The 26,656-nt window shown below is 48.6% G+C and carries 18 protein-coding genes; 10 read left to right on the forward strand and 8 right to left on the reverse strand.

The features are described from left to right. Positions 1–26: 26 nt before the first annotated feature. On the forward strand, positions 27–572 hold the full coding sequence (gene spoVT, locus H9Q77_RS02015; RefSeq protein WP_249326432.1) for a stage V sporulation protein T: 546 nt from the start codon (positions 27–29) through the stop codon (positions 570–572). Between the two features lie 18 nt (positions 573–590). On the opposite strand, the gene H9Q77_RS02020 is transcribed toward spoVT, so the two are convergent. After that, complete coding sequence (locus H9Q77_RS02020; protein ID WP_249326433.1) at positions 591–1,886, reverse strand: diguanylate cyclase; 1,296 nt, start codon at positions 1,884–1,886, stop codon at positions 591–593. A gap of 450 nt (positions 1,887–2,336) precedes the next feature. On the opposite strand from H9Q77_RS02020, the gene ileS reads away from it, so the two are divergent. The 7 genes from ileS (at position 2,337) to H9Q77_RS02055 (ending at position 15,024) form a co-directional block, all read left to right on the forward strand. Continuing rightward, positions 2,337–5,489 (forward strand): isoleucine--tRNA ligase, encoded by a 3,153-nt coding sequence (gene ileS, locus H9Q77_RS02025; RefSeq protein ID WP_249326434.1) that lies wholly within the window; start codon positions 2,337–2,339, stop codon positions 5,487–5,489. Positions 5,490–5,719: 230 nt separating this feature from the next. Then, positions 5,720–8,224, forward strand: coding sequence for a glycogen/starch/alpha-glucan phosphorylase (locus H9Q77_RS02030; RefSeq protein WP_118547976.1), 2,505 nt, complete (start codon positions 5,720–5,722; stop codon positions 8,222–8,224). Positions 8,225–8,420: 196 nt separating this feature from the next. After that, positions 8,421–10,712 carry a hydratase gene (locus tag H9Q77_RS02035; protein WP_249326435.1) on the forward strand — a complete coding sequence of 764 codons (2,292 nt, stop codon included), beginning with the start codon at positions 8,421–8,423 and terminating at the stop codon, positions 10,710–10,712. Positions 10,713–10,723: 11 nt separating this feature from the next. After that, positions 10,724–11,239 (forward strand): SseB family protein, encoded by a 516-nt coding sequence (locus tag H9Q77_RS02040; RefSeq protein WP_249326436.1) that lies wholly within the window; start codon positions 10,724–10,726, stop codon positions 11,237–11,239. Positions 11,240–11,507: 268 nt separating this feature from the next. Then, complete coding sequence (locus H9Q77_RS02045) at positions 11,508–12,662, forward strand: hypothetical protein (protein WP_249326437.1); 1,155 nt, start codon at positions 11,508–11,510, stop codon at positions 12,660–12,662. A 135-nt stretch (positions 12,663–12,797) separates the two neighbouring features. Continuing rightward, complete coding sequence (locus H9Q77_RS02050; RefSeq protein ID WP_118693223.1) at positions 12,798–13,646, forward strand: M23 family metallopeptidase; 849 nt, start codon at positions 12,798–12,800, stop codon at positions 13,644–13,646. A 106-nt stretch (positions 13,647–13,752) separates the two neighbouring features. Continuing rightward, on the forward strand, positions 13,753–15,024 hold the full coding sequence (locus H9Q77_RS02055; RefSeq protein WP_249326438.1) for a cellulase N-terminal Ig-like domain-containing protein: 1,272 nt from the start codon (positions 13,753–13,755) through the stop codon (positions 15,022–15,024). 3 nt (positions 15,025–15,027) lie between these two features. On the opposite strand, the gene H9Q77_RS02060 is transcribed toward H9Q77_RS02055, so the two are convergent. The 3 genes from H9Q77_RS02060 to H9Q77_RS02070 all read right to left on the reverse strand — a co-directional run bounded on the left by H9Q77_RS02060 (position 15,028) and on the right by H9Q77_RS02070 (position 18,270). Then, positions 15,028–15,762: a lysophospholipid acyltransferase family protein gene (locus tag H9Q77_RS02060; protein ID WP_022154777.1), complete on the reverse strand. Its 735-nt coding sequence runs from the start codon at positions 15,760–15,762 to the stop codon at positions 15,028–15,030. A gap of 237 nt (positions 15,763–15,999) precedes the next feature. Next, complete coding sequence (locus H9Q77_RS02065; protein WP_249326439.1) at positions 16,000–16,857, reverse strand: DegV family protein; 858 nt, start codon at positions 16,855–16,857, stop codon at positions 16,000–16,002. Between the two features lie 39 nt (positions 16,858–16,896). Beyond that, positions 16,897–18,270, reverse strand: a complete 1,374-nt coding sequence (locus tag H9Q77_RS02070) for an NAD(P)/FAD-dependent oxidoreductase (protein ID WP_249326440.1) — start codon at positions 18,268–18,270, stop codon at positions 16,897–16,899. Between the two features lie 170 nt (positions 18,271–18,440). Here H9Q77_RS02070 and H9Q77_RS02075 point away from each other — a divergent pair, with 170 nt between their 5' ends. Continuing rightward, positions 18,441–19,817, forward strand: coding sequence for an MATE family efflux transporter (locus H9Q77_RS02075; protein WP_249326441.1), 1,377 nt, complete (start codon positions 18,441–18,443; stop codon positions 19,815–19,817). Between the two features lie 78 nt (positions 19,818–19,895). Further along, positions 19,896–21,284: an MATE family efflux transporter gene (locus H9Q77_RS02080; protein ID WP_249327119.1), complete on the forward strand. Its 1,389-nt coding sequence runs from the start codon at positions 19,896–19,898 to the stop codon at positions 21,282–21,284. Here the strand turns inward: H9Q77_RS02080 and H9Q77_RS02085 are convergent. The 4 genes from H9Q77_RS02085 to H9Q77_RS02100 all read right to left on the reverse strand — a co-directional run bounded on the left by H9Q77_RS02085 (position 21,232) and on the right by H9Q77_RS02100 (position 26,589). Further along, positions 21,232–21,999, reverse strand: coding sequence for a hypothetical protein (locus H9Q77_RS02085; protein WP_249326442.1), 768 nt, complete (start codon positions 21,997–21,999; stop codon positions 21,232–21,234). The two genes, H9Q77_RS02080 and H9Q77_RS02085, sit on opposite strands and share 53 nt — an antisense overlap. A 1,315-nt stretch (positions 22,000–23,314) precedes the next feature. After that, positions 23,315–25,363 (reverse strand): glycosyl hydrolase 53 family protein, encoded by a 2,049-nt coding sequence (locus H9Q77_RS02090; protein WP_249326443.1) that lies wholly within the window; start codon positions 25,361–25,363, stop codon positions 23,315–23,317. A gap of 157 nt (positions 25,364–25,520) precedes the next feature. Then, complete coding sequence (locus H9Q77_RS02095; protein ID WP_148448920.1) at positions 25,521–25,823, reverse strand: AzlD domain-containing protein; 303 nt, start codon at positions 25,821–25,823, stop codon at positions 25,521–25,523. Further along, complete coding sequence (locus H9Q77_RS02100) at positions 25,816–26,589, reverse strand: AzlC family ABC transporter permease (RefSeq protein ID WP_249326444.1); 774 nt, start codon at positions 26,587–26,589, stop codon at positions 25,816–25,818. The genes H9Q77_RS02095 and H9Q77_RS02100 overlap by 8 nt, the downstream gene beginning before the upstream one ends. Positions 26,590–26,656 lie beyond the last annotated feature (67 nt).

Consider the following 26,656-nt stretch of genomic DNA (forward strand, 5'->3'; position numbering starts at 1 on the left):
TAATCTGGAAAGCAGGAGGTTTATCAATGAAAGCAACCGGAATTGTAAGAAGAATAGATGACCTGGGACGAATTGTGATCCCGAAGGAGATCCGCCGCACGTTACACATCAGAGAGAGTGACCCGCTGGAGATCTTCACCGACAGAGAGGGGCAGGTGATTTTGAAAAAATATTCCCCCATCGGAGAAATGACAACTTTTGCAAGACAATATGCGGAAAGTCTTGCGCAGGTGTCCGGACATACGGCACTGATTGCAGACAGGGATCAGTTTATTGCGGTTGCAGGTGGCAGTAAGCAGCTGCTCAATAAGGCAGTAAGCCGTCAGCTGGAAGAGAAGATCCATAACAGAGAGACTGTGATCGCTGCAAAAGGAGACCGCAACTACGTCAACATTGCAGAGGATATTGCTATCGACTATGCCTGGCAGCTGATCACGCCGATCATCTGCGAAGGGGACATCATCGGAAGTGTGATCCTGTTGGAAAATGACGGGAAGAGCAAAATGGGAGAAGTGGAGCAGAAACTGGCTCTGTCTGCGGCAGGCTTCCTGGGCAGACAGATGGAGCAATAAAAAACAGTCGTAACCGGGTTAAGATACCACCTGGTTACGACCGTTTGTCTTACCGATATATAATTTCTCATCAGCTTCTTTTAATAATGTATGAACATCTTTGTCAGACTCACAGACCAGTCCGAAGGTCATATTTATCTTCACGTGTTGCCCCTCGTAGAGTGTATCCAGTTCGTGGATTTTGTCCATGAGAAGCTCCAGTTGTTTCCGTGCTTCTGCAAGATCTACATTTTCAAACACCAGTAGAAATTCCTCACCACCCCAACGCGCGGTAAAGCCACGGCGCCACATATGCTGCTTTAGCAGGGCAGAAACATTTTTCAGTACGGCATCCCCACATTCGTGACCGTAGGTATCGTTAACCTTTTTGAAAAAGTCAATATCTCCGATGGCGAGCGCAAAAGAATGGCGGAAAGATTGGGCTTCCTCGAAGATCTGGCGCAGCTTTTTTTCTCCGCTGCGTCGGTTGTACAGCTCGGTCAGGGCATCCTGCTCGATCATGGTACGAAGAGAGCGCTGCATGGACAGGGCACAGCGACCGATATCACCTAATTCATCACTGCGTTTTGTTACGGAATGATCTAGTGTGGCGTTCAGATTCCCGGAGGCTACCTCCGACAGGAAGCTGTGAATATGGAGTAATACAGCCACGAATCTTCTGGTGTAAAAATAGATGCAGACAGCCACGAGAGCCACAAAACCGATGATCAGCCATGTCAGCGGATAGACATAACGTTGAATGGATTGAGATACGGCGGCACTGGATTTTCCTATAAAAAGCATGCCAACTATGCTGCCGTCCTGATTGCGGACAGGACTATAATAGGAAAAATAAGTCTTTCCATTGATCAGAGTGTTGATATAAAAATGATCTTCACCGGTATTCAGGACATCACGGATCACCACATCCGGAGCACCGGAGCCGACAATGCGGTCACCCTGGGTATTATACAGAGTCGTCAGAATGCGGGTATCCTGATAGAACAGGGTGATGTCCAGTCCGGTATCCTCTTTGAATTGATCAAACAGAGAATATTCACGGGTGATATCTACATCGCCCTTATACAGAAGGTAGGCAACATCACCTTCCAGCCGGTAATCGCCAGGATAGGCAGCGTTCAGAAGTGTAGTGGCACTTTTGGTGGCATCATACAATTCACGTTCCACTTCCTGATACATAATTTTTGTGAACCATTGGGAAGTGAAAAATAACATGACGATCCCCAGCGTCAGCAGGGGAATCAGGCCGATCGCCTGCAGAGTATATGATATTTTACCGCCGCTTCTTTTCGGCGCATTTTGCGTATTTTCCATAGAATCGCTGCCCCTTCCGGTAAGATCGGTACACATATCAGTCTTAAAATAATTATATGAAATAAATGTCGGAAAAGCAAGAAAGAAAAGCTTTCTAAGCAAATCATAACATCCGGCTTGACAACGCAAAAAAATGAGATATATAATAGCGGTATATCAAAAATGCATTGACGAAGAGAGTAACTTTTCCGCAGAAAGGCAAAGCGAGCCGGTGATGGTGAGAGACCGGTGCGAGTAGGGAAAAAGTGAAAATCACTTCTGAGCTGTCAGAACAAAAGCCCAGGTCAGTAGTTCTGAACGGAATCCCGCCGTTACCGGGAAGCATATCACTCCTGTGAGATTACACATGTGGAATCGTATGGGAAGTATGTTGTAAGAGGTGGTTAACGAATGCATGAGCTTCGTCCTGTTACGGGACGGAGCCATTTTTTTTAAGAAAGGAAGCGCACTATGTACAAGCAGGTACCCACAAGCCTGAATTTCGTAGACCGCGAGAAAGCTGTCGAGAAATTCTGGGAAGACAACAACATTTTCAAAAAAAGTATGGAGCATCGTAAGGAAGGTGAGACTTATACCTTCTACGACGGACCGCCTACCGCCAACGGTAAGCCCCACATCGGTCATGTAGAGACCCGTACCATCAAGGATATGATCCCAAGATACCGTACCATGAAGGGATATATGGTTCCCCGTAAGGCAGGCTGGGATACCCACGGACTTCCCGTAGAGCTGGAAGTTGAGAAGCTGCTTGGTCTGGATGGCAAGGAGCAGATCGAGGAATACGGTCTGGCACCTTTCATCGACAAATGTAAAGAGAGCGTCTGGAAATACAAGGGAATGTGGGAAGATTTCTCCCGTACTGTTGGTTTCTGGGCGGACATGGATAACCCTTATGTTACCTACGATGACAATTTCATCGAGTCCGAATGGTGGGCACTGAAGACCATCTGGGATAAGGGACTTCTGTACAAGGGTTTCAAGATCGTTCCTTACTGCCCTCGCTGCGGAACCCCGCTGTCCAGCCACGAAGTGGCACAGGGCTATAAGGCAGTCAAGGAGCGTTCCGCCATCGTACGTTTCAAGGTAAAGGGCGAGGATGCATATTTCCTGGCATGGACCACCACCCCCTGGACTCTTCCTTCCAACGTGGCACTGTGCGTGAACCCGGAGGAGACCTACCTGAAGGTGAAGGCCGCCGACGGTTATACCTATTATATTGCAAAGGCACTGGCAGACAAGGTTCTGGGACGTCTTGCAGAAGAAGGCAAGGATGCTTACGAAGTACTGGAGACTTATGTTGGTAAGGATCTGGAGTACAAGGAGTACGAGCCTCTGTACAAGTGTGCGGGAGATGCCGCTGAAAAGCAGAAGAAAAAGGCACATTTCGTAACCTGCGACGGTTATGTAACCATGACCGACGGTACCGGTATCGTTCATATCGCACCGGCTTTCGGTGAAGACGATAGCCGTATCGGACGTAATTACGAGCTGCCCTTCGTACAGTTCGTAGACGGCAAGGGTGATCTGACCGCAGAGACCCCTTATGCAGGAAAATTCGTAAAAGACGCAGATCCTCTGGTACTTAAGGATCTGGATGCAGAGGGCAAGCTGTTTGATGCACCGAAGTTCGAGCATGATTATCCTTTCTGCTGGAGATGTGACACTCCGCTGATCTATTATGCGAGAGAGTCCTGGTTCATCAAGATGACCGCTGTGAAGGATGATCTGGTACGTAATAATAAGACCATCAACTGGATCCCCGCTTCCATCGGTGAGGGACGTTTCGGCAACTGGCTGGAGAATATTCAGGACTGGGGTGTATCCCGTAACCGTTACTGGGGTACTCCGTTAAATATCTGGGAGTGCGAATGCGGACATCAGCATTCCATCGGTAGCCGTGAAGAACTGTACAAGATGAGCGGCAATGAGAAGGCGAAGACCGTAGAGTTCCATCGTCCTTACATCGACGAGATCACCATCACCTGCCCCGAGTGCGGCGGGCAGATGAAGCGTGTGCCTGAGGTGATCGACTGTTGGTTCGACTCCGGAGCAATGCCTTTTGCACAGCATCATTATCCGTTTGAAAACAAGGATCTGTTCGAGCAGCAGTTCCCTGCTGACTTTATCTCCGAGGCAGTGGACCAGACCCGTGGATGGTTCTACTCTCTGTTGGCAGAATCCACCCTGCTCTTCAATAAGGCTCCTTACAAGAACGTTATCGTTATGGGTCATGTACAGGATGAGAACGGTCAGAAGATGAGTAAGAGTAAGGGCAATGCGGTAGATCCCTTCAACGCACTGGAGACCTACGGTGCAGATGCCATCCGCTGGTATTTCTACACCAGTTCCGCACCCTGGCTGCCGAAGAGATTCTCCGGCAAGGCCGTACAGGAAGGACAGCGTAAATTCATGGGTACCCTGTGGAACACCTACGCATTTTTCGTACTGTATGCAAATATTGATAATTTTGATGCTTCCAAATATACACTGGAATACGACAAACTGCCCGTAATGGATAAGTGGCTGCTGTCCAAGCTGAACTCTACCGTTGCAGAAGTAGACAGCAATCTGGACCAGTACCGTATCCCCGAGGCTGCCAAGGCTCTGCAGGACTTCGTCGATGAGATGAGTAACTGGTATGTAAGACGCAGCCGTGAGCGTTTCTGGGCAAAGGGTATGGAGCAGGATAAGATCAATGCCTACATGACGCTGTACACCGCACTGGTGACCATCTGTAAGGCAGCCGCACCCATGATCCCCTTCATGACAGAGGATATTTACCAGAACCTGGTAAGAAGCAACGATGCAAATGCACCCGAGAGTATCCATCTGTGTGACTTCCCGGTAGTGAACAAGGATCACATCGACAAGAAGCTGGAAGAGGATATGGAAGATGTACTGGATGCTGTAGTTATGGGGCGTGCATGCCGTAACGAGGCTGCCATCAAGAATCGTCAGCCTATCAGCAGAATGTATATCAAGTCAGACTTCACCTTAAGTGAGTTCTACCAGGAGATCATCGAGGATGAGTTGAACGTCAAGGAAGTCGTATTTACCGATGACGTACGTGACTTTACCTCTTACACCTTCAAACCCCAGCTGCGTACCGTAGGACCCAAGTATGGCAAACAGTTGGGCGGCATCCAGAAGCACCTTGCAGCACTGGATGGCAATGCAGCCATGGATGAACTGAATGCAGACGGCGCATTAAAGTTCGATGTAGACGGTGTGGCTGTGGAACTGACCAAGGACGATCTGCTGATCGATATGGCACAGAAGGAAGGCTATGTGTCTCAGGAAGACAACCGGATGACCGTTGTTCTCGATACCAACCTGACACCGGAACTGGTAGAGGAAGGTTTCGTGTACGAGATCATCAGCAAGATCCAGACCATGCGTAAGGAGAGCGGCTTCGAAGTGACCGATCACATCCGCGTATCCATCAATGGCAACGATAAGCTGTCCGAGATCGCACAGAAGAACAAAGAAGCCATCAGCGGCAAGGTTCTGGCTGATGAACTGACAAGCGGTGCGGAATACAGCGTATCGAAGGAATGGAATATCAACGGCGAGAACGCAGTGATCGCTGTGGAGAGAGTATAAAGATAAAGATTCTGCGGTTTTCCGGAAGGGGGACCGCAGAATCTTTTCTGTTTCGGAAAAACATTTACGAAACTTACGAAAACCGGCGAAAACAGTTGGAATGCGCATGGAAGTTTGTTATAATATTACCTGTATTTGGTTAAGAATATGGATGAAATCATAACGCTATCCGGCGCGGAATATCTTGAGAAGAGTACAGTACCGGAGAGGTAATGGAGAGGAGAACATAGGTGAAAAAATCAGTAGCAGCCAGCGAGAAGCCGGTAAAGGCAAAAGAGTTCGACAAGGAGCTCTTCAAGAGAAGTGTGGAATATAATGTGCGCACCCTGTATCGTAAGAATCTGGAAGAAGCAGATGCACAGCAGATCTTCCAGGCAGTATCTTATGCGATCAAGGACCGTATCGTAGAGAACTGGATGGAGACCCAGAAGGCATATGAGAAGGAAGACCCCAAGATGGTCTACTACATGTCCATGGAGTTTTTGATGGGAAGAGCACTGGGAAATAACCTCATCAATTTAAAGGCATACAAGCCCGTAGCGGAAGCGCTGGAAGAGCTGGGACTGGATCTGAACCTGATCGAGGACCAGGAGCCGGATGCAGCACTGGGTAACGGTGGACTGGGACGTCTGGCAGCATGTTTCCTGGATTCCCTGGCAACGCTGGGATATCCTGCATACGGCTGCGGTATCCGTTATCGTTATGGTATGTTCAAGCAGGAGATCCGCGACGGTTATCAGGTAGAGGTTCCCGATAACTGGCTGATGAATGGCAATCCTTTCGAACTGCGCAGACCTGAGTATGCGAAAATTGTGAAATTCGGTGGCTATGTCAGTGTGCATACCGATGAGAACGGCAGAAACGTATTTACCCAGGAGGGCTATCAGTCCGTTAAGGCGGTTCCGTTTGATTTCCCCATCGTGGGTTATGGCAATGGCATTGTAAACACCCTGCGTATCTGGGATGCGGAGCCCGTAGAGTGCTTCCAGCTGGATTCCTTTGATAAGGGCGATTACCAGAAGGCGGTAGAACAGGAGAACCTGGCACGTAACATCGTAGAGGTTCTGTACCCCAACGACAATCACTATGCAGGTAAGGAGCTGCGTCTGAAGCAGCAGTACTTCTTCATCTCCGCATCCGTACAAGAAGCAGTTGAGAAGTACATGAGAAAGCATGACGATATCCATAAGTTCTATGAGAAGGTTACGTTCCAGCTGAACGATACCCATCCTACGGTAGCGATCGCAGAGCTGATGCGTGTGCTGATGGATGATTATTATCTGACCTGGGAGGAAGCATGGGAGATCACCACCAAGACCTGCGCTTACACCAATCACACCATTATGGCGGAAGCATTGGAGAAATGGCCCATCGAACTGTTCTCCAGACTGCTTCCGAGAATCTACCAGATCGTAGAGGAGATCAACCGCAGATTCATCCTTGATATCCAGCAGAAATACAGCAATGTACCCGGCGTGGATGTACAGGAGAAGATCCGCAAGATGGCGATCATCTACGACGGACAGGTGAAGATGGCAAATATGGCAATTGTCTCCGGCTACTCTGTCAACGGTGTGGCAAGGCTGCATACCGAGATCCTGGAGAAGCAGGAGCTGAAGGACTTCTATGAGATGTTCCCGGAGCGCTTCAATAATAAGACCAACGGTATCACTCAGAGACGTTTCCTGCTGCATGCAAACCCGCTGTTAGCTGACTGGGTAACGGCTCACGTAGGTGACGACTGGATCACCGATCTGCCTCAGATCTCCCGCCTGAAGGTATATGCGGATGACAAAAAGGCACAGCAGGAGTTCATGAACATCAAGTACCAGAATAAAGTACGTTTGGCAAAATACATTTTAGAGCACAACGGTATCGAAGTAGATCCCAGATCCATCTTCGATGTACAGGTAAAGCGTCTGCATGAGTACAAGAGACAGCTGCTTAATATTCTGCATGTAATGCACCTGTATAACGAACTGAAGGAGCATCCGGAACTGGATTTCTACCCCAGAACCTTTATCTTCGGCGCGAAGGCTGCAGCCGGTTACCGTAATGCGAAGCTGACCATCAAGCTGATCAACTCCGTAGCGGATGTGGTTAACAACGATCCTGCCATTAACGGCAAGATCAAGGTTGTATTTATCGAGAACTATAACGTATCCAACGCAGAGATTATTTTTGCGGCAGCAGATGTCTCCGAGCAGATCTCTACCGCAAGTAAGGAAGCATCCGGTACCGGTAACATGAAGTTCATGCTGAACGGTGCCCTGACCCTGGGAACCATGGACGGTGCCAACGTGGAGATCGTAGAAGAAGTGGGCGAAGAGAATGCCTTCATCTTCGGCCTGTCCGCACAGGAGGTTATTAACTATGAGAACCATGGCGGATATGACCCCATGGAGATCTTCAACAATGATCAGGATGTCCGCAAGGTACTGATGCAGCTGATCAACGGAACCTTCGCACCGGGAGATCCCGAGCTGTTCCGCCCGCTGTACAATTCCCTGCTGAACACCCAGTGCACGGCGAAGGCAGACACCTACTTCATCCTCAAGGACTTCAAGTCCTATGCAGAAGCACAGAAGAGAGTGGAAGCTGCTTACCGCGACGAGGACAACTGGGCGAAGAGCGCAATCCTCAACGTATCCTGCTCCGGCAAGTTCACATCTGACAGAACTATACAGCAGTATGTGGATGAGATCTGGCATCTGGATAAGGTAGTACTGAAATAATTAAGAACTTAAAAAAGAAGTCATACCGCCTAGAGAGACTGTTGCGCTCTATAGGCGGTATTTTTTTACGTACGCTCAAGTGCAAAAACATCCTATAAGATCATTGCATCTGAGAAAACAATCCAGTATAATGAAGGGAGTGCACACAAGATGCACTCTATCTATGCATAAGAAGTGGAATAACAGGAGGACGAGCATGATTCAGTTAACACAGGGCGGCGCTTACCTGGTAAACGGTACAGATATTGTAGCGGATACCTCCGAAGCAGCCAGACAGATACAGGCGAAGACCGGCATTACGATCTCCAGAGAAGAAGCAGCGAAAAACACCATGGCATATGGTATCCTGCGGGAGCATAATACTTCCGGCAATATGGATAAGCTGAAGATCCGTTTCGATAAGCTGACCAGCCATGATATTACCTTTGTAGGTATCATTCAGACCGCAAGAGCATCCGGACTGCAGAAGTTCCCCATGCCCTATGTACTGACCAACTGCCATAACTCTCTGTGTGCCGTAGGCGGCACCATCAATGAGGATGACCACATGTTTGGCCTGACCTGTGCGAAAAAGTACGGCGGTGTCTATGTACCTCCTCATCAGGCAGTGATTCATCAGTTCGCCAGAGAGATGTTGGCCGGCGGCGGCAAAATGATCTTAGGCTCCGATTCCCACACCCGTTACGGTGCTCTGGGTACCATGGCTATGGGCGAGGGCGGTCCCGAGCTGGTGAAGCAGCTGCTGAATCAGACTTATGATATCAATATGCCCGGCGTGGTAGCCGTATATCTGAAAGGCGCGCCCGTGAAGGGTGTCGGTCCTCAGGACGTGGCACTGGCGATCATCGGCGCTGTATTCAAGAATGGTTATGTGAAAAATAAAGTCATGGAATTCGTAGGTCCCGGCGTGGCATCCCTGAGTGCTGATTTCCGTATCGGTATTGATGTCATGACTACAGAGACCACCTGCCTGTCCTCCATCTGGAAGACCGACGACCAGATTCGTGAGTTTTATGAGATTCATGGACGTACGGAAGATTATAAGGAGCTGAATCCCGGTCAGGTAACCTACTATGACGGTCTCATAGAGGTGGATCTGGACAAGATCCGTCCCATGATCGCCATGCCGTTCCATCCCAGCAATACTTACACCATTGAGGAGCTGAATGCGAATCTGATGGATATTCTGGATGAGACCGAGAAACGTGCGAAAGTAAGCCTGGACGGTGCCGTAGACTTTACTCTGAAGAATAAAGTAAAAAATGGCAGATTTATCGTAGATCAGGGTATTATCGCAGGCTGTGCCGGCGGCGGATTTGAGAATATCTGTGCAGCAGCCGATATTCTGAAGGGCAGATACATTGGTGCGGATGAATTTACTTTAAGCGTATATCCCGCATCTATGCCCGTATACATGGAGCTGATCCGTAACGGTTGTGCTGCGACCATCTTAGAGACCGGTGCAGTCATGAAGACAGCCTTCTGCGGTCCCTGCTTCGGTGCCGGAGATACCCCTGCCAATAACGCGTTCAGTATCCGTCATTCTACCAGAAACTTCCCGAACCGTGAAGGCTCCAAGCTGCAGAACGGTCAGATCGCTTCCGTAGCTCTGATGGATGCAAGATCTATCGCAGCTACCGCAGCTAACAAGGGCGTGCTGACTCCCGCAACAGAGTTCGACGGCGACTTCGGAAAATACAAATATCATTTCGACAGCAATATTTACAAGAACCGTGTATTCGATTCCCACGGTGTGGCAGACGAGAGCGTAGAGATCCAGTTCGGCCCCAATATCAAGGACTGGCCCGCTATGGGTGCCCTGCCTGAAAATCTGGTATTACAGGTAGTATCCGAGATCCACGATCCTGTAACCACCACCGATGAGTTGATCCCTTCCGGTGAGACCTCTTCCTACCGTTCCAATCCTCTGGGACTGGCAGAGTTCACCTTGAGCCGTAAGGACCCGCAGTATGTAGGACGTGCCAAAGAGATCCAGAAGGCAGAGAAAGAGCGTATGAACGGCGGACATCCCTGCCAGGCGGTTCCCGTACTGAAGGATGTTATGGGCGAAGTGAAGAAACAGTATTCTGAGGCTGACCGTAAGAACACCGGATTCGGTTCCACGATCTTCGCAGTGAAGCCCGGAGACGGTTCTGCCCGTGAGCAGGCTGCTTCCTGTCAGAAGGTACTGGGCGGCTGGGCGAACATCGCCAACGAGTATGCTACCAAGCGTTATCGTTCCAACCTGATCAACTGGGGTATGCTTCCCTTCCTCATCCAGCCCGGGGATCTGCCTTTTAAGAATCTGGATTATCTGTTCGTTCCCGGCATCAAGAAGGCCGTGGAAGACAAGGCAGAAGAGATCAAAGCTTATGTGGTAACACCCGGAGAGGGCATGAAGGAATTCTCCCTGAAGTTAGGCGAACTGACCGATGAAGAACGCCAGATCATCCTGAAGGGCTGCTTAATCAACTATAACCGTGTATAAGGAGCAAAAATATGGAATTTAACAAACCGGTATCCAACCCCATGATGGTAGGATCTATCGAATTATTAAAAGCAGAAGATACACCGGAACACAGACAGATGTTCCTGGAGGAGCTTCAGAAAGCAAAGTTCCTGGCTCCGGTAGTGATCGATCCTGTGCCCCAGCCGGATGAAAAGGGACAGGTGAGAATTCCCCGTGATGCAAAAGTCCAGTTCCCCATGTTATCTACAGAGGACGGACGGAAATTCTTCATGGCTTTCACAGACTGGATGGAGCTGAAAAAGTGGAAGGACGAAGAGAACCAGCAGACGTTCGCCATGAATTTTGATGATTATGCAGGAATGCTGCTGCGCAAGGATGCACAGGGCAATAGCAGTCCGGCGCTGGGATTTGTCATCAATCCTTTCGGCGGCAACATCGTAGTGACCAGAGAGATGGTAGCCGGTATGATCGCCGCGAAGCTGAAAGCAGCCGGGAAACCGGTATCTCCCGCACCCGGTGCGCCTGCTGCACCCACACAGCAATAAATTCAGACTAAACAAAACGCCCGATACGGACGATATAAGTAGCAGAGAGGTGACAAGGCCGGTCACTTCCTGCTACTTATTTTTTATATAGTTTTTAACGACACCACGGATGGTAATCGGATAGAATAATATTAAAATATTCTGTTCTGTTACCATTTTTTTGACTTAACCGTTCAGCCATGCAATATCACATGTGGTAGCGAACGATTAAGCTTTACAGGAAGCGCGCCCTGTATGGTGAGGTCGGGGAAAGGAGAAAATTACAGATTTGAGAATTGATTCCGCAAGCATAGGAATGGATTCCGCCAGAAGTTATCATACTTCTAAGACGAGCGTCAGACGCTTTGAGATAACGGATTATCAGGCAGGGCTGACAGATGTATCCACGAAGGGACAGAAGACACCGGAAGGAGAGGATACAGCACAGAACACCGGGGAACAGGAGAATACCGCAGAGAATACTGCAATGACTGCAAAAGACTGGCAGAGCCGTTTTCTGGTATCCTCCGCGAGATGGAATATGCGAAGCAGCGCCAGTGAACAGACACTGTCCACCATCCGGGAATATACGGTACGTTATATTTTTGATTTATTATTCCCCTCCCGGAATAGTACTCTGCATGACTGGATGCAGGAAAACGGTTGGAGTGGCGGCACGCAGGAAACAGTCACGGCAACACCTGCATCGGATGTATTTCCGCAGGTGACTTCCCGCGTAAAAGTATTGAACTATGTCGGGGAGAGCTGGAGCATAGAGCAGGAGGACACCAGCTTCTCTACCGTGGGAACCGTGCGTACCAAGGACGGCAGAGAGATCCATTTTAATGTCAATGTAAATATGAGCCGCAGGTGTGAGGAATACTACAGAGAAGAATTGAATGTAGCGCAGTTTGCCCTATATGATCCGCTGGTGATCAATCTGGATACCGATGCGACGGAGCTGTCGGATCAGACCTTTTATTTTGACCTGGATGCCGACGGTGAGGAAGAAGAGATATCTATGTTAAAGGGCAGCGGTTATCTTGCACTGGATAAAAACGGAGACGGCATCATCAACGACGGCAGTGAACTGTTCGGAACCGGGAACGGTGACGGATTTGCGGACCTGGCACGGTATGATGAGGACGGCAACGGCTGGATCGATGAGAATGATTCCATCTGGTCAAAATTAAAAATCTGGTGCAAAGATGAAAAGGGCAATGACGTATTGTACAAACTTTCCGACAAGGGTGTCGGTGCAATCTGTCTGCAAAATGTTTCCACAGATTTTACCTTACAGGGAGACAGAACGGCCCGGGACGGTGCGACAGAAGCCAATGCAACGAACGGAGCGATCCGTAAGACCGGTATTTTCTTATATGAAAACGGAAATGTGGGTACTGTGCAGCATGTAGACATGGCAGCTTATGCTCAAAAAGCGTAACACCAATAAAGATCAATGGAAAATGCATCCTGAATAAAACCTTCGAATCGGGCAAGACTATAGGATAAACCAGGGAAAGTGGTTGAAACGATTGTATAGCAGGAAGTTGGTTCAGGGAACAGGAAGGATGCGGATATGAGAAGAAATAAAAAAAGCGGTATTCATAAAGAGCGTATTATAATGTTGGCCTCTTCGGCCTTTGTTCTGGCAGCGTTGACCATGACGGGGGTCTATATGAAGGGGCAGAATGTGGAGTCCAAGGATGATGGCTATACCTTGGACTTCACTGCACTTGAAAATAATGCGGATGATAAAATGCAGGAGATATCCGAATATAATGAGGAGCATTTGCTGAAGGAGGAAGAGAATATTCCGGAACTGACCGCGAATAACACAGCCGGAAATGAGATCGCGGCAGCACCGGTCACGGAGGATGATCTGGATTATCTTCCCCAGGAGGTGGGCTCCGGCCATGTGGAGATCCCGGGACTGACAGATCAGGAGACCTTACAGGAGGCTGCGGAGGCAGAGCAGCAGATGCCGGAGCTGACAGTAGAGAAAACCCTGCATTTTACGGAAAACGATGGAATGCAGAAACCGGTACAGAGTGATATTCTGATGCATTACTCTATGGACAAGAGCATTTACTTTGCCACACTGGATCAGTACAAGTACAATCCGGCTACGATCTTTTCCGCGGAAGAAGGCATGACGGTAACCGCCTGTGCGCAGGGAAAAGTAACTTCGATTTTTGAAAATGAGGAGATCGGTAAGGCGGTGACGCTGGATCTGGGAGACGGCTATGAGGCCACTTACGGACAACTGGCGGAGATTACCGTCAAGGAAAATGCTTATGTGAATCCGGGTGAAACGATCGGCAGTGTAGCAGCGCCTACAAAATATTACAGTGCTGAGGGGAGCAATGTGTATTTTGCCCTGACGCATAATGGGGATCCGGTAAACGGGGAGGCATTGTTCCACTGATGTATATACAGAATACCTATGGAAATTTTCATGTGGACCGTTTATACTATTATCAATGGAAAAATCGTGTACTGTAATCTCCCGGGAGATTGTGCGGAGGACCAATTTGAAATACAACAGAAAATATGCAGCAATATTGTCGCTGCTGTTCATCGTGAATATCATAGGGAATACCGCCTGTGGCAATACCTCTGCCGAGACGGGACATGTCAGTATTGCGGATATGGCAATGGAAAATACCCCGATAATCAATTATACCATTCCGACACTTACTCCTAATGTACTGGTGGATCAGCAGGGGTATGCAGGAGACGGAGAAAAGCAGGCAATCGTCAAAAGCCGGGAACCGGTGGAAAGTTTCCGGCTGATCGATAAAGAGTCCGGAGAGATCGTATATCGGGGGAAGGTAAAACAGCCGGAGTACAACGAGGATCTGCAATTATACATCGGAACAGTGGATTTTACGGAATATACCAGCGAGGGAAGCTTTTATCTGGAATGCGACCGGGTGGGGCAGTCGCTCTCTTTTTCCATCAAGGAGAGGTATTATGAGGAATTGTTTAAAGCATTGTGCGAAAGGGTGCATGAAAGCTGCCGGGAGCGCAGCATTACAGAGGATGAGATCCTGACACTGCTGGAGGCATGCGAATGGTATTCGGAAGTTTTTACGGACGATAATGGGAATGAGATTCCGGATATGCTGGAATATATTGCGGATTGGCTGGAAAAAACCGTCAATGAGACAGAGGATAAGGAGCCGGATACCATGACGTATGTGGCTGTCCTGGCAAAATTCAGTTATCTGTATCAGAAATATGATGTACAATATGCAACGCAATGTCTTCAGCACGCATCCGCAATCTACACAAAGCTGGCAGCAGCATCCGGCAGAGATGCGGAGAAATTCATGGCTTTGACGGAACTGTACCGGGCTGCGGGACTTCCTTCCTATCGTTCGCAGATTTTGGAGTATAAGGAATTTTTCAAAGATAATACAAGCTATCTGGAGGAAACTGCATATCTCTACGGTTCCATGACATATCTGGCTACCAGACAGTCGGTGGATATTGATCTGTGCACAGCATTCATGGAAGGTATCAGAGATCAGGGAGAGGAACTGGCAAAACGTTCCGGTAAAATGATCGACGCCGTGACTTCCGTCAACAACGGTACGGAAGATCTGCTGAAGCGGGCGGAGGAACTGGCCTGTGCCAATTATATCTTATACAGTTATCAGTATACGGAGATATTGGAAGATTTTTTACATTATCTGATGGGCAGAAACAGAGATTCCGTGTGCTATTATCCGGAAGAGGGAAAAACGTCGGATTATCTTCTTCTGATCGCCCAACAGGTCTCCCTCACCGGAAAACATTAGATATTAGATCAGTTCTTTGTTTTTGAAATAGGTCTCGGAGATTATATTCTGTACATAGGTGCCCATGCTCTTGCGGGTCTCCTTGTCCAGATCCTTCATATAAATGGGCTTACCGTATTCAATGACTACGGTGGCCTTTTTTATTTTGGGAAAATGGTCTTCAAAAATAGCGGCAGAGTTCACAATGGTCATGGGAATGATGGGAACATTGCCTTTTTCGGCGATCTTGAAGCTGCCTTCATGGAAAGGGAGGAAAGTATCCTTGGTCTTATTCCGGGTACCTTCGGGGAAAATACAGATAGAAATACCGTTTTTCACCTTATCAATGGCAGCCAGGATCGTTTTCAGCCCGGCCTTGATATCCTGGCGATCCAGGAAGAGACAGTGCAGATCCTTCATCCAGATATTTAACAGGGGCCATTTCAGCATTTCTTTTTTTGCAACGTAGCCGGTAGGCCTGGGAACGCGGACGTAGGTCAGGACCACATCAAAAAAGCTGCGGTGATTGCCCACATACAGTACTGCAGTATCGGTGGGAATATTTTCTTCACCGATGGCGATCACTTTGGTACCCGCCAGGCGGATCACCTGACGGAATGCCCAGTTGACAATGGCCAGGGAACTTTTGTCCTTCAGCCCTGGATTGAACTTGCCAATGATCCATTCCACCAGCATAAGCGGAGTGGACAGGATCAGGAATAATACAACAAATAATACAACGAATATAAAACGGATCATAAATACCTCTTTCTAATTCATTTGCTCTATTCATATGATGTCGGGGTCAAAAGCCCCCGACTCTGATGCCTACGGATTGTTACGTGCTACGCACTCTCACAATCCTACCCTCTATTCGCATATCGTGGGATTATCATCCCACTTTTATGCTCATATCGGGGCGGGTCCTAAGGTCTTTCACCCACTTATGAGCAAGCTCATGTGGGTTTAGACCTTTTGACCCTGGCATCATTCATATCATTTCTCGATAAATAGAACGCCCAGTGTACCGGGTCCGCAGTGGCTGGATATGACACCGCCGGCTCTGGTCTCCAGTATTTCGTTGAAAATACCGAGGCTCTCCAGATAGGAACGAACCGACTCTACAATTTCACGATCACAGCCGGAGTGCGTGATGAAGACTCTGTCGGGAACCGCATTTTTCAGGTCTTCTTCCATATCTTTTGTGTAGGACAGAATGACAGAACCCAGCTTACCACGATATTTTTTGGAGGCATCCATGGCGCCGTCTTCGACTACGATCCTGGGGTGAAGCTTTAACATACCGCCGGCCAGAGCAGCTACGGCATTGCATCTGCCGCCGCGATAGAGATAGGTCAGGGTATCTACGACGAAGCTGGCGCGGACTCTGGGACGGATCTCTTCGATGGCAGTAGTGATCTGGTCCATGTTTTTTCCTTCTGCGGATAACATGGCAGCCTGTATTACCAGCAGTCCGATACCGGTAGACAGGTTAGCGGAATTGATCACGGTTACTCTATCCGAAGCCTCCAGATCTTCCGCGGCCAGCCGCATGACATTGCCGGAGGTGGACATGCTGTCGGAAATAGAGAAACAGATGATCTCACGGCCTTCCTCCAGAAATGGCTTCATCACTTCCATGGCCTCGGTCATGGAAGGTGCAGAGGTCTTCGGTGTGGTCTTATTTTCATCGGACCATCGGAAGATCTCTTCCGGGGTAATGTCCACACCATCACGATACTCTGTCTCCCCTAACAGGATGTGCAGGGGCAGGATGGCAATGTCATATTTTTCCAATAAATCTTTTGACAGATCGCAGGTACTGTCAGAGATGATCTTAACTGTCTGTGCCATAGAATATACCTTCCTTTTTTAGCGTTTCATCTTGTATTATTATTCATTGCTTTTGACGATCTGTCTGGCAACATAGACGCCGCTGGCAGATGCATGGGACAGGGAATGGGTCACGCCACTGCCGTCGCCGATGATATATAATCCCTTATGACAGCTTTCCAGGTGCTCGTCCAGTTCTACTTCCATGTTATAGAATTTCACTTCCACACCGTAGAGCAGAGTGTCGTCATTGGCGGTACCGGGTGCGATCTTGTCCAAAGCGTAGATCATTTCAATGATGCCGTCTAAGATACGCTTGGGAAGTACCAGGCTTAAGTCACCGGGGGTTGCAGCCAGGGTAGGCTCCACCATGCCCTCGGCAATACGCTTTGCATTACTGCGGCGTCCTCTTACCAGATCACCGAAGCGTTGCACGATGACACCACCGCCCAGCATATTGGAGAGACGGGCGATGCTTTCGCCGTAGCCGTTACTGTCCTTGAAGGGTTCGGAGAAATGCTTGGCGACTAACAGTGCAAAGTTGGTGTTCTCGGTCTGTTTGTCGGCACCCTCGTAGCTGTGGCCGTTGACGGTGACGATGCCGTTGGTATTCTCATTTACTACGATACCGTGCGGATTCATACAGAAGGTACGCACGGCATCTTCGAATTTCTCGGTTCGGTATACGATCTTACTCTCATACAGTTCATCAGTCAGATGAGAGAAGATGACAGCGGGAAGCTCCACGCGGACACCGATATCCACACGGTTGGACTTGGTGTTGATATCCAGATCCTTACAGATCTGTTCCATCCATTTGCTGCCGCTGCGGCCTACGGAGATGATGCATTGGTCACACTCGTAGGAGGCGTCTTCGCAGCTGATGCGATATCCCGGATCCAGTGCTTCCACAGTTTTTACCGGAGTATCGAAATAGAAAGTCACTTTATCTTTGAGTTCTGCGTACAGATTCTCCAGCACGATAAAGTTGATATCGGTACCTAAGTGACGGACGGAAGCATCTAAGAGGGTCAGCTTGTTCTGCATGCAGAGCTTTTTAAATGAGGTACCTGCGGTGGAATACAGTTTGGTGCCCTCTCCACCGAATTTCATATTGATGTCATCCACGTATTTCATAAGATCGATGGCTTGATTTTTGCCGATGTATTCATACAACGTACCGCCGAAAGCGTTGGTGATGTTGTATTTTCCATCGGAAAAAGCACCTGCACCGCCGAAACCGCTCATAATTGAACAGCTCTTGCAGTTAATGCAGCTTTTGATCTTATCTCCATTGATGGGACAGTGGCGCTTCTCCAGAGGATGACCGGCTTCGAAGACGGCGATCTTCAGGTCGGGATTCTGCTGTACCAGCTCGTAAGCGGAGAAGATACCGCCGGGGCCGGCACCGATAATAATGATGTCATATTTCATAGGGAATGGTTCCTTTCATAGTGTTCTTTTTTCACTTCTGCAAATTCCAAAAACATCCAAAATATAGTATACCATATTTTTAGTAAAAAAGGGGAATGGAAATATAGCAAAATATGTGATAGAATCATAAGTCATAGGCTTGTCTGGAAATGGATGGAAAGGTATCTGAAATGGAAGCAGTACAGAAGAAAAATAAATATGAGATAGATATGTGCAACGGCACGATCATGGATAAATTAATATCCTTTGCCCTGCCGCTGATGGTGTCGAGTATTTTACAGCTGCTATTTAATGCAGTGGATATTATTGTGGTCGGGAGATTTACCGGAAGTCAGGCACTGGCGGCGGTGGGATCCACCACGGCACTGATCAATATGTTTGTGAATCTGTTCATCGGGGTCTCGCTGGGAGCCAACGTATTGTCTGCCAGATTCTATGCGGCAGGCAAAGAGCGGGAGATGAGCGAGACGGTACATACGGCGATGACTTTTGCCCTGATCAGCGGCATCGTCATGGTATTTGTGGGACTGTTCTGTGCCCGGATATCGCTGGAGTGGATGGATACTCCGGCAGATGTGATCGACCAGGCAGCTCTATATATGAAAATCTATTTTTGCGGAATGCCCTTTTTTATGCTGTATAATTACGGAGCAGCTATTCTGCGGGCAGTGGGCGATACGAAGAGACCGCTTCTGTTCCTGATCATTTCGGGAGCTGTTAACGCTGCGTTAAATCTGTTTCTGGTCATTGTCTTTTCCATGGGAGTGGCAGGTGTGGCCATCGCTACGGTGTTCTCGCAGATCATCTCCTGTGTGCTGGTGCTGGGATGTCTGTTTGGCACGGACAGCTGTTACCGCCTGCAGATCACAAAGCTGGGAATCCAATGGGAGTATCTGCTGCAGATTTTCCAGGTGGGAGTGCCTGCCGGGATTCAAAGCGTGGTGATCAATTTTTCTAACGTATTGCTGCAGTCTTCGGTGAATTCCTTTGGATCCATTGCCATGGCGGGATACACGGCGGCGAACAACATCTTCGGATTCCTGTTCGTATCGATCAATTCCATCACGCAGGCGTGCATGAGCTTCACCAGCCAGAACTACGGAGCCGGGAAGAAAAAGCGTATGGACCGGGTACTTGTCGACTGCATGATCCTGTCGGTGATCGTGGCGGTGACTCTGGGTGGCGGTGCCAATCTCTTTGGGCCCCAGTTGCTTCATATCTATACTACGGAGGCGGATGTGATCGCCTGCGGTACGGAAATCTTATTGTATACGACACTGACATATTTTTTATGCGGAATCATGGATCTGATCCCGGGAGCCCTGCGTGGAATGGGGCATTCGGCGGTTCCTATGATCTTATCTATTATCGGAACGGTAGGTACGAGGATTTTCTGGATCTATGGGGTGTTCCCCATGCACCGGTCACTGATGGTACTGTTTTTATCCTATCCGGCATCCTGGACCGTGACGATATTGCTACAGGCAGTGTGCTTCTATTTTGTAAGGCAAAAGGTACACAGTACCATGCCACAGGAAGAAACATAAGAACATAAGACAGGCGGCTGCAGAGTGTGGAAGACTCGTGACCGCAAAGTACAGACAGTAAAAGAATTGAGGGATAAGATGTTAACTAAATTCAAGAAAAAATATATCGGAAACTGGGATTTCTACCGCAGATATCTGCTGCTTGCGATCCCCATGATCCTGCAGAATGCCATTACCAATCTGGTAAGCTTTTTAGATAATATTATGGTAGGACAGCTGGGTACGGAGCAGATGTCCGGTGTTGCTATCGTGAACCAGCTGATCTTTGTGTATAATCTGGCGATCTTCGGAGCTGTATCCGCAGCCAGCATCTTCGGTGCCCAGTATTTTGGCAAGGGCAATCATAAGGGGCATATGTATTCGTTCCGTTTTAAATTATATGCGACCCTGCTGGTGACCGGAGGAGCGATATTACTGTTTTTGATGAAGGGATCCGCACTGATCTCCCTGTATCTGACGGATACGGTGGGGAACGGAGCTACGGATGTGGCATTGAAATACGGTCAGGAGTATCTGGCGATCATGATGGTAGGTCTGATCCCTTTTGCGGTGAACCAGTCCTATGCTACGAATATCAAAGAGACCGGGCAGACTTTTATTCCCATGTTAGCCAGCTTCGTAGCGGTGGGGACCAACGCGCTGTTGGATTATCTGATGATCTTCGGCATCGGACCTTTTCCCAAGATGGGGGTAGCGGGAGCGGCACTGGCTACGGTGATCGCCCGTTACATTGAGGCATTGATCGTGATCATCTGGGCACACATGCACAGGGCGAAGAACCGCTATCTGGAAGGAGCCTATACCGGCTTCGGTATTCCTTTTGCGGAACTGAAAGCAATTCTCGTCAAGGGCTTCCCCCTGATGATGAATGAAGTAATGTGGGCAGCGGGTATGACTACCGTGACCCAGTGTTATTCCGTCAGAGGACTGGATGTGGTGGCGGGACTGAATATCGCATCCACCATTACGAATCTGTTCAATATTGTATATCTGCAGTTAGGCTCCTGTATCAGCATTGTGGTAGGACAGTATCTGGGCGCCGGCAAGCTGAAAGAGGCGAAGGATGCGGACAATAAGATGATCGTATTCAGTGTCTTCTGTTGTGTGATCATGGCAGCATTGATGTTCGTGGTGGGAGGATTTTTCCCCGGTATTTATAATACTTCGGAAGAGATCAAGGGACTGGCTACGCGGTTCATCGCAGTCTCCGCGATCATCATGCCGTTCTGTGCATTCAGCCATGCCTCCTATTTTACCCTGCGTTCCGGCGGCAAGACGGTGGTAACGTTTTTGTTTGATTCCGTATTTACCTGGGTGATCGTGGTACCTGCGGCTTATCTGCTGGCACACTTTACCGGGCTGGGGATCGTAAGCATCTATTTCCTGGTGCAGGGTACGGAGATGATCAAGGTCATCATCGGCTACTACATGGTGAAGAGTAATGTGTGGGTAGTACAGATGGTATAGAGCGGAACCACAGAACAGATGTGGAAGAAAGGCATGGCATTTCGGGAAATGAGGGTGTTTCCGCTGGTGAGAGCAGAGCATCCTGCGTCCCAGGAGTTTCAAAATCTGTGTATTGGAGCCGGATGGTCTCAAAGATACGGTTGAAATCCGATTCCAGAGTATACCAGTCTGCTAACGGAAGTGTGGATTCCAGCTGCAGGGTATTTCCCTGCAAAGGGATGTCGGAATCGGACAGGGTAATGTAAATCCAGTACTTTTGCTCGGTCCGGTAGATCTCGGTGTGTTTCCAGCCATTGAGGCCGCTGTCTGGCAGAGTAATCTTCTCACTGGTGACACCGGTACCGCAGATCCCCGGTACGGGAGCATAGACCAGAGTAAAGGTATCCTCCGGATATGCGATGTTCCAGAAGACGATGGCATCGGTAGTCATCTCACTGGTAGTTACGTTGCGGATTTCATAGTCCCAGGTCTCCGGAAGAGACAGGGAGAACCGCACCGATCCCAGGTCGCAGAGAGCTTCACTCCCTATGGCTATCGCCAGATCATCCTCAGCCCCGGATTCCGGGCACTCCGTCGGAGCGAGAGATTCTGCAATCACCGGAGCAATCGGGCCTGCGGCTTCTGTGGGATTCTGTGAATCTCCGGAAGCTCCGCAGCCGGTGAACGACAGCACAAGTAAAGTGCAAAGCGATAACAGCAAAATATTTTTCTTCATATAAATACCCTCCCAAAGTCGTGAATAAGTAACATGATCTATACTATAGAACGACTTCCGGGAGGGAAAGTTTCAGAGAATTGAAAGTTACGAGCCATGCAAAGTCAAAACAGAAACAGCGATCTGGGAGCTTGCTCACAAGTCGCTGTTTTTGTTTTTGACTATATACTGTGCGTCCAACGGACACACTCGACAGCCGTCAATGAAATAAATGTGGAGCGTCCTTTGCGACACATTTATGAATTGAGTGCATGGCTCGTAACGTAGGGGCCGTAAAATCCACGCAGAAAGGACTGCCCGCCCTGGACGCAGATGCTGGCTACAACTGTGGATTTTCTAAAGGAAAGTGGCGAAGTGCTTCTCATCATGACGGGGCCGCCTTTACGCTGCCATCCATGTCGCTTACCGGCTAACGCGAACATCGTGTTCGCGTTGCCCCCTGCGGCGCAACCACTTTCCAAGAAAATCTCACAGTCTCCGCCGCATCTACGTCTGGGGGAGCAGTCCTTTTCTGCTGGGTTATGAAAGACATCCCAATTATTTAGACAGAGCATTTGAGAATACATGTGCGGAAGTTAAAAACAAGAATCTAGTATGTGCGAAAAATCAAGAAATACATGCGGACAATTCAAAAACAGGAATTAGGTATGTGAAAAAAAGTAGGAAACACATGCGAATAACTCAAAAGTCATAATTAGGTATGTATAACAAGTCGGAAAATACATGCTTTAAAGCAAAAAATAATGATCCGGCATGTATGATAACTGGGAAAACACATGCGCAATAGGCTAAAACGGAAAATAGGTATGTATATTGCTTTAGAAAACACATGTATAAAATTTAAAAATAAGAATTAAGTATGTAAATGACTTTGGAGAAATACAGAAACTTATTGGGATATTGAGAGTTGGTTGAATAGTTGTTCTAAAAACTTCGTGGGTCTATAGAAGATAAATTTCCCTGTAGATACTTTTTGGGGATGGGTAAAAAGCAAAAACTAAACAATGTGGGCCTATAGCGAAAAATTTGCCTGCCAGATACTCAATTTCTTCAAAATGAGTACCTCAGAGCCGTTTTTTTCTCTATAGACCCATATTCATCTTTTTATGCCTTATTTGTAGCAAATTTAGTATCTCACAACTCATTTTTTCTGTATAGACCCAAAACACAGAACGCCCACAGTGGACGGAATGTCATGCCGCGATGTCTGTCGGAGGGCGTTGATATTTTCTTGAAAAGTGCTGAAAAACAGGGGGAAAGCGGACACGATGTCCGCGTCAGCCAAGCCATGCTTGCATGGCTCGTAACTCTCAATTTATTCTCCAACACGATTCAGTGTCACATCATCCAGTGTTCCCCAGCTGTTCACATTGCATTTGTATCTTACACCGATGGTCAGGGATCCGTCAGTTACCTTGATCTCAGGAATGGCGGGATTCTGCCAGTCCGCATAAGTAGTAAGCTTGAAGGGAGCAGTCAACTCCCTGCCGTCTACCAGCGCATACAATTCCATGGAAGCATCATCGGACAGATCACCGCCCTGGGAGAACGCGGATAATTCATAAGTGCCGGGTTCCAGATCTGTGAAACTCTGCTCGATGGAGAAATCCATATCCGCACTTCCTGACCAGAAGTGGAAAGCAACTTCGCCACTGTGGGCATCTGCAGCCTTTACCTGATAATCGGTAGGATCCGTCTCTCCGGAATAGTTGACCGTCCACATGGAAGTATCGCTATCCTCAAAGCTTGGGTTCTGCACATAATTGATGCGGTCTACCGTGACAGCAGCGGTGACTTCCGTACCGTCCTCCAGTGTACCCGACACTGTGAAATTGCCGCCGTTTTCCGTATCGACCGCAGTAACATCGTCGGTATTCCAGGTGACCGGAACCTGTGCTTCGGACCGATCATTATAAATAACACTTACCGTATCGGGCAATTCCGGATCCGTACCGATATTGCATGCTACCGTAACCGCGGGAATACTATCCACAGCCAGGGGAGCGGTAGCACCGTATTTTAGATATTTGAATACCTTCAGAGAGGCCAGAGGGTGTCCGGTGAAATCAAACATTGCCTGATTGTCCCAGGAACATCCGCCGTAGTACTGGCCGGCATCCTTCGGATCATAACCGGATGCATAGCTGCTGGCCCAGCCGCTGCCGTACTTCTCCCAAAGGGCGGAATTGTCAGCATCTGCTGGACCGACCGGGATCCAGGTGCCTTCCCAGTAGAAGATACCTTCGGCACCGGACTCGCTGGCTGCAGCACAGACATCCCGCACTTCATTTGCCTGTCCCTGTACGCTGGCGGAATAACCTTCTGCCAGATCATCGGTTCCTTCCACACTGTTGGCGGATCCGTCACCGTCTTCCGCGGTATAGCAATAAGCATTTTCTGCGACATATACTTTCTTGCCATAAGTATCCCGGATATGGATAATGGCGTTTTTCAGATCATCCATGGTGCCGTGCCAGTAGGGATAAAAGGAGAGACCCACAATATCATAATCGATTTCTTTTACCTGTAATCCGGTCAGCAGTGTATCTAGTTTCTTCATATCATCAATATTCGTGTAATGTACAGCAACGAGAATTTCTTTGCCGGAATTCACTGCAGCTTCCCGGACGGCTTTGCTGCCTGCGGTCAGAAGTTTTCTGACATTTGCCACATCGGTCTCACCGGACATACCGTTGTTGATCTCGTTACCGATCTGTACCATACCCACATCCACACCGGCATCCAGCAGCTGTGTCAGGCTTTCCAGAGTGAAGTTATAGAGAGCATCGGACTTTTCTTCAATCTCCATGCCTTCCCATGCCTTGGGAACAAACTGTTTCTTGGGATCCGCCCAGAAATCGGAGTAATGAAAATCAATGCAGACTTTCATGCCATATTTTGTGGCACGCTGTCCCAGAGCAATGGCGGTCGCCACGTCATTATTGCCGCCGCCGTAACCGTTGCCGTTCTCGTCATAGGGATCATTCCAGACCCGGAGACGGATATAGTTCACACCGGCCTGTGCCAGTGTCATAAAAACATCCTGTTCTTTCCCATCAAAATTATAATATTTCACGCCGCTGTTCTCCAGAGCCAGCACGGCGGAAGCGTCCATACCACGGTAAAAGTCATCGGAAATGCCGTCGACCGGCTCGACAAAAATGGTAGACTCCTCCGGCCCCTCAGGCAGGGGAAAAGCAGTGTTATCTGTGGTGCCCACAGTAGCGGAAACAGCAGGTTCTGCTATAGTATCTGTTGCTGCACTGCCCTGACTGCCGCAGCCGGACAGACTGCCCATGATCAGTCCTGCGCTGAGACACAGAGCCAACAGACGCTTGTGTGAAAGTCTTGTAAAATGATGCATAAGTAATCCTCCCGTAAAACATAATTGTACAACCGATTGCGCATATCTATTATACCATATTATTAGACATCAGAGACAAAAAAGTAACAAAAAATGCGCAACAAAAAAATAGAGTGTTGCGCATCATGAATAAAACTATTTCAGAGACTTTTTTATTTCATTTCACAAACAATTCGATCACAAACACCAGCACGCAGCAGATCACAGATACCGGGAACAGTCCGGCACCGAGCCATGCGGCGATGATTCCGGCAATAAGTGCCACCAGTCCGGAAATAGGCGTCTGCGTAGCGTGGATGATGGCCGGGAAGGTCATGACAGCCAGTGTCACGTAAGGTACATAGTACAAAAAGGATTGAATGAACTGATTCTTGATCGGTTTCCGGATCAGTGTCAGGGGTAAGACACGGATCGTATAGGAGACGGCTGCCATAACGGCTATGTAGATATAATTATTCATTTACGTTGTCTCCTTTCTGTACAGAATCATTGGCTTTCACGGGAGCAGCTTCCTCCGCATCCTGTTTTACCGGGAACAGGATCGCTGCCGCACCGGAGATGATCACGGTCAATAAAATAGTCCTGGTACCTTCCGACAGAGAAGAAACGCCGGGAAGATAGTTGCAGACAAAGCTCAGGGCAAAACTGATGGCCACCAGCACTGCCACAATCTTACTTTTCCGGGCAGGAGGAATAATGATGGCTAAAAACATGCCGTATAAGGCAACGCTCAGTGCGCTGACAGCACGCAGGGGCAATGCATTCCCGGCAATGATACCGCAGGCGGTTCCTCCGGCCCATGCAGGAGCGGCTAACAGGATCGCACCGTAGGTATAATACGGATTCAGGATACCCGGTCTTGCGATCGTGATACCGAACAGCTCGTCGGTGACGTCATAGGCGATGATCAGTCTGTGAAAAAAGGGAGTGCCGGGAGAGAACTTCTGTGCCAGGGCACAGCTCATGAGCAGGTACCGTGCATTGGCGATCAGTGTAATGATCGCTACTTCCAAGTAAGTTGCCTGTGCCGCTACCAGCGTGAAAGCTGCATATTCTCCGGCGGAAGCATTGTTTAACAGGCTGGCCAGGAATCCCTGCATGGGGGTGAAACCGGCGTGCCTTGCGGCGATTCCCAGAGAAAAGGATACGGCGAAATATCCAAGAGCAATGGGGAAGCCGTCCCGCATACCATCGCAGAATATTTTTCTGCTGAATTTATCATTCATAGTTGTAAAACCTCATCTTTCTGTAAGGCGTCTTTTGGCGCACATGTCCTATTATAACGCACATTCC

The sequence above is a fragment of the Simiaoa sunii genome (assembly GCF_014337175.1).
Classification (GTDB): domain Bacteria; phylum Bacillota; class Clostridia; order Lachnospirales; family Lachnospiraceae; genus Acetatifactor; species Acetatifactor intestinalis.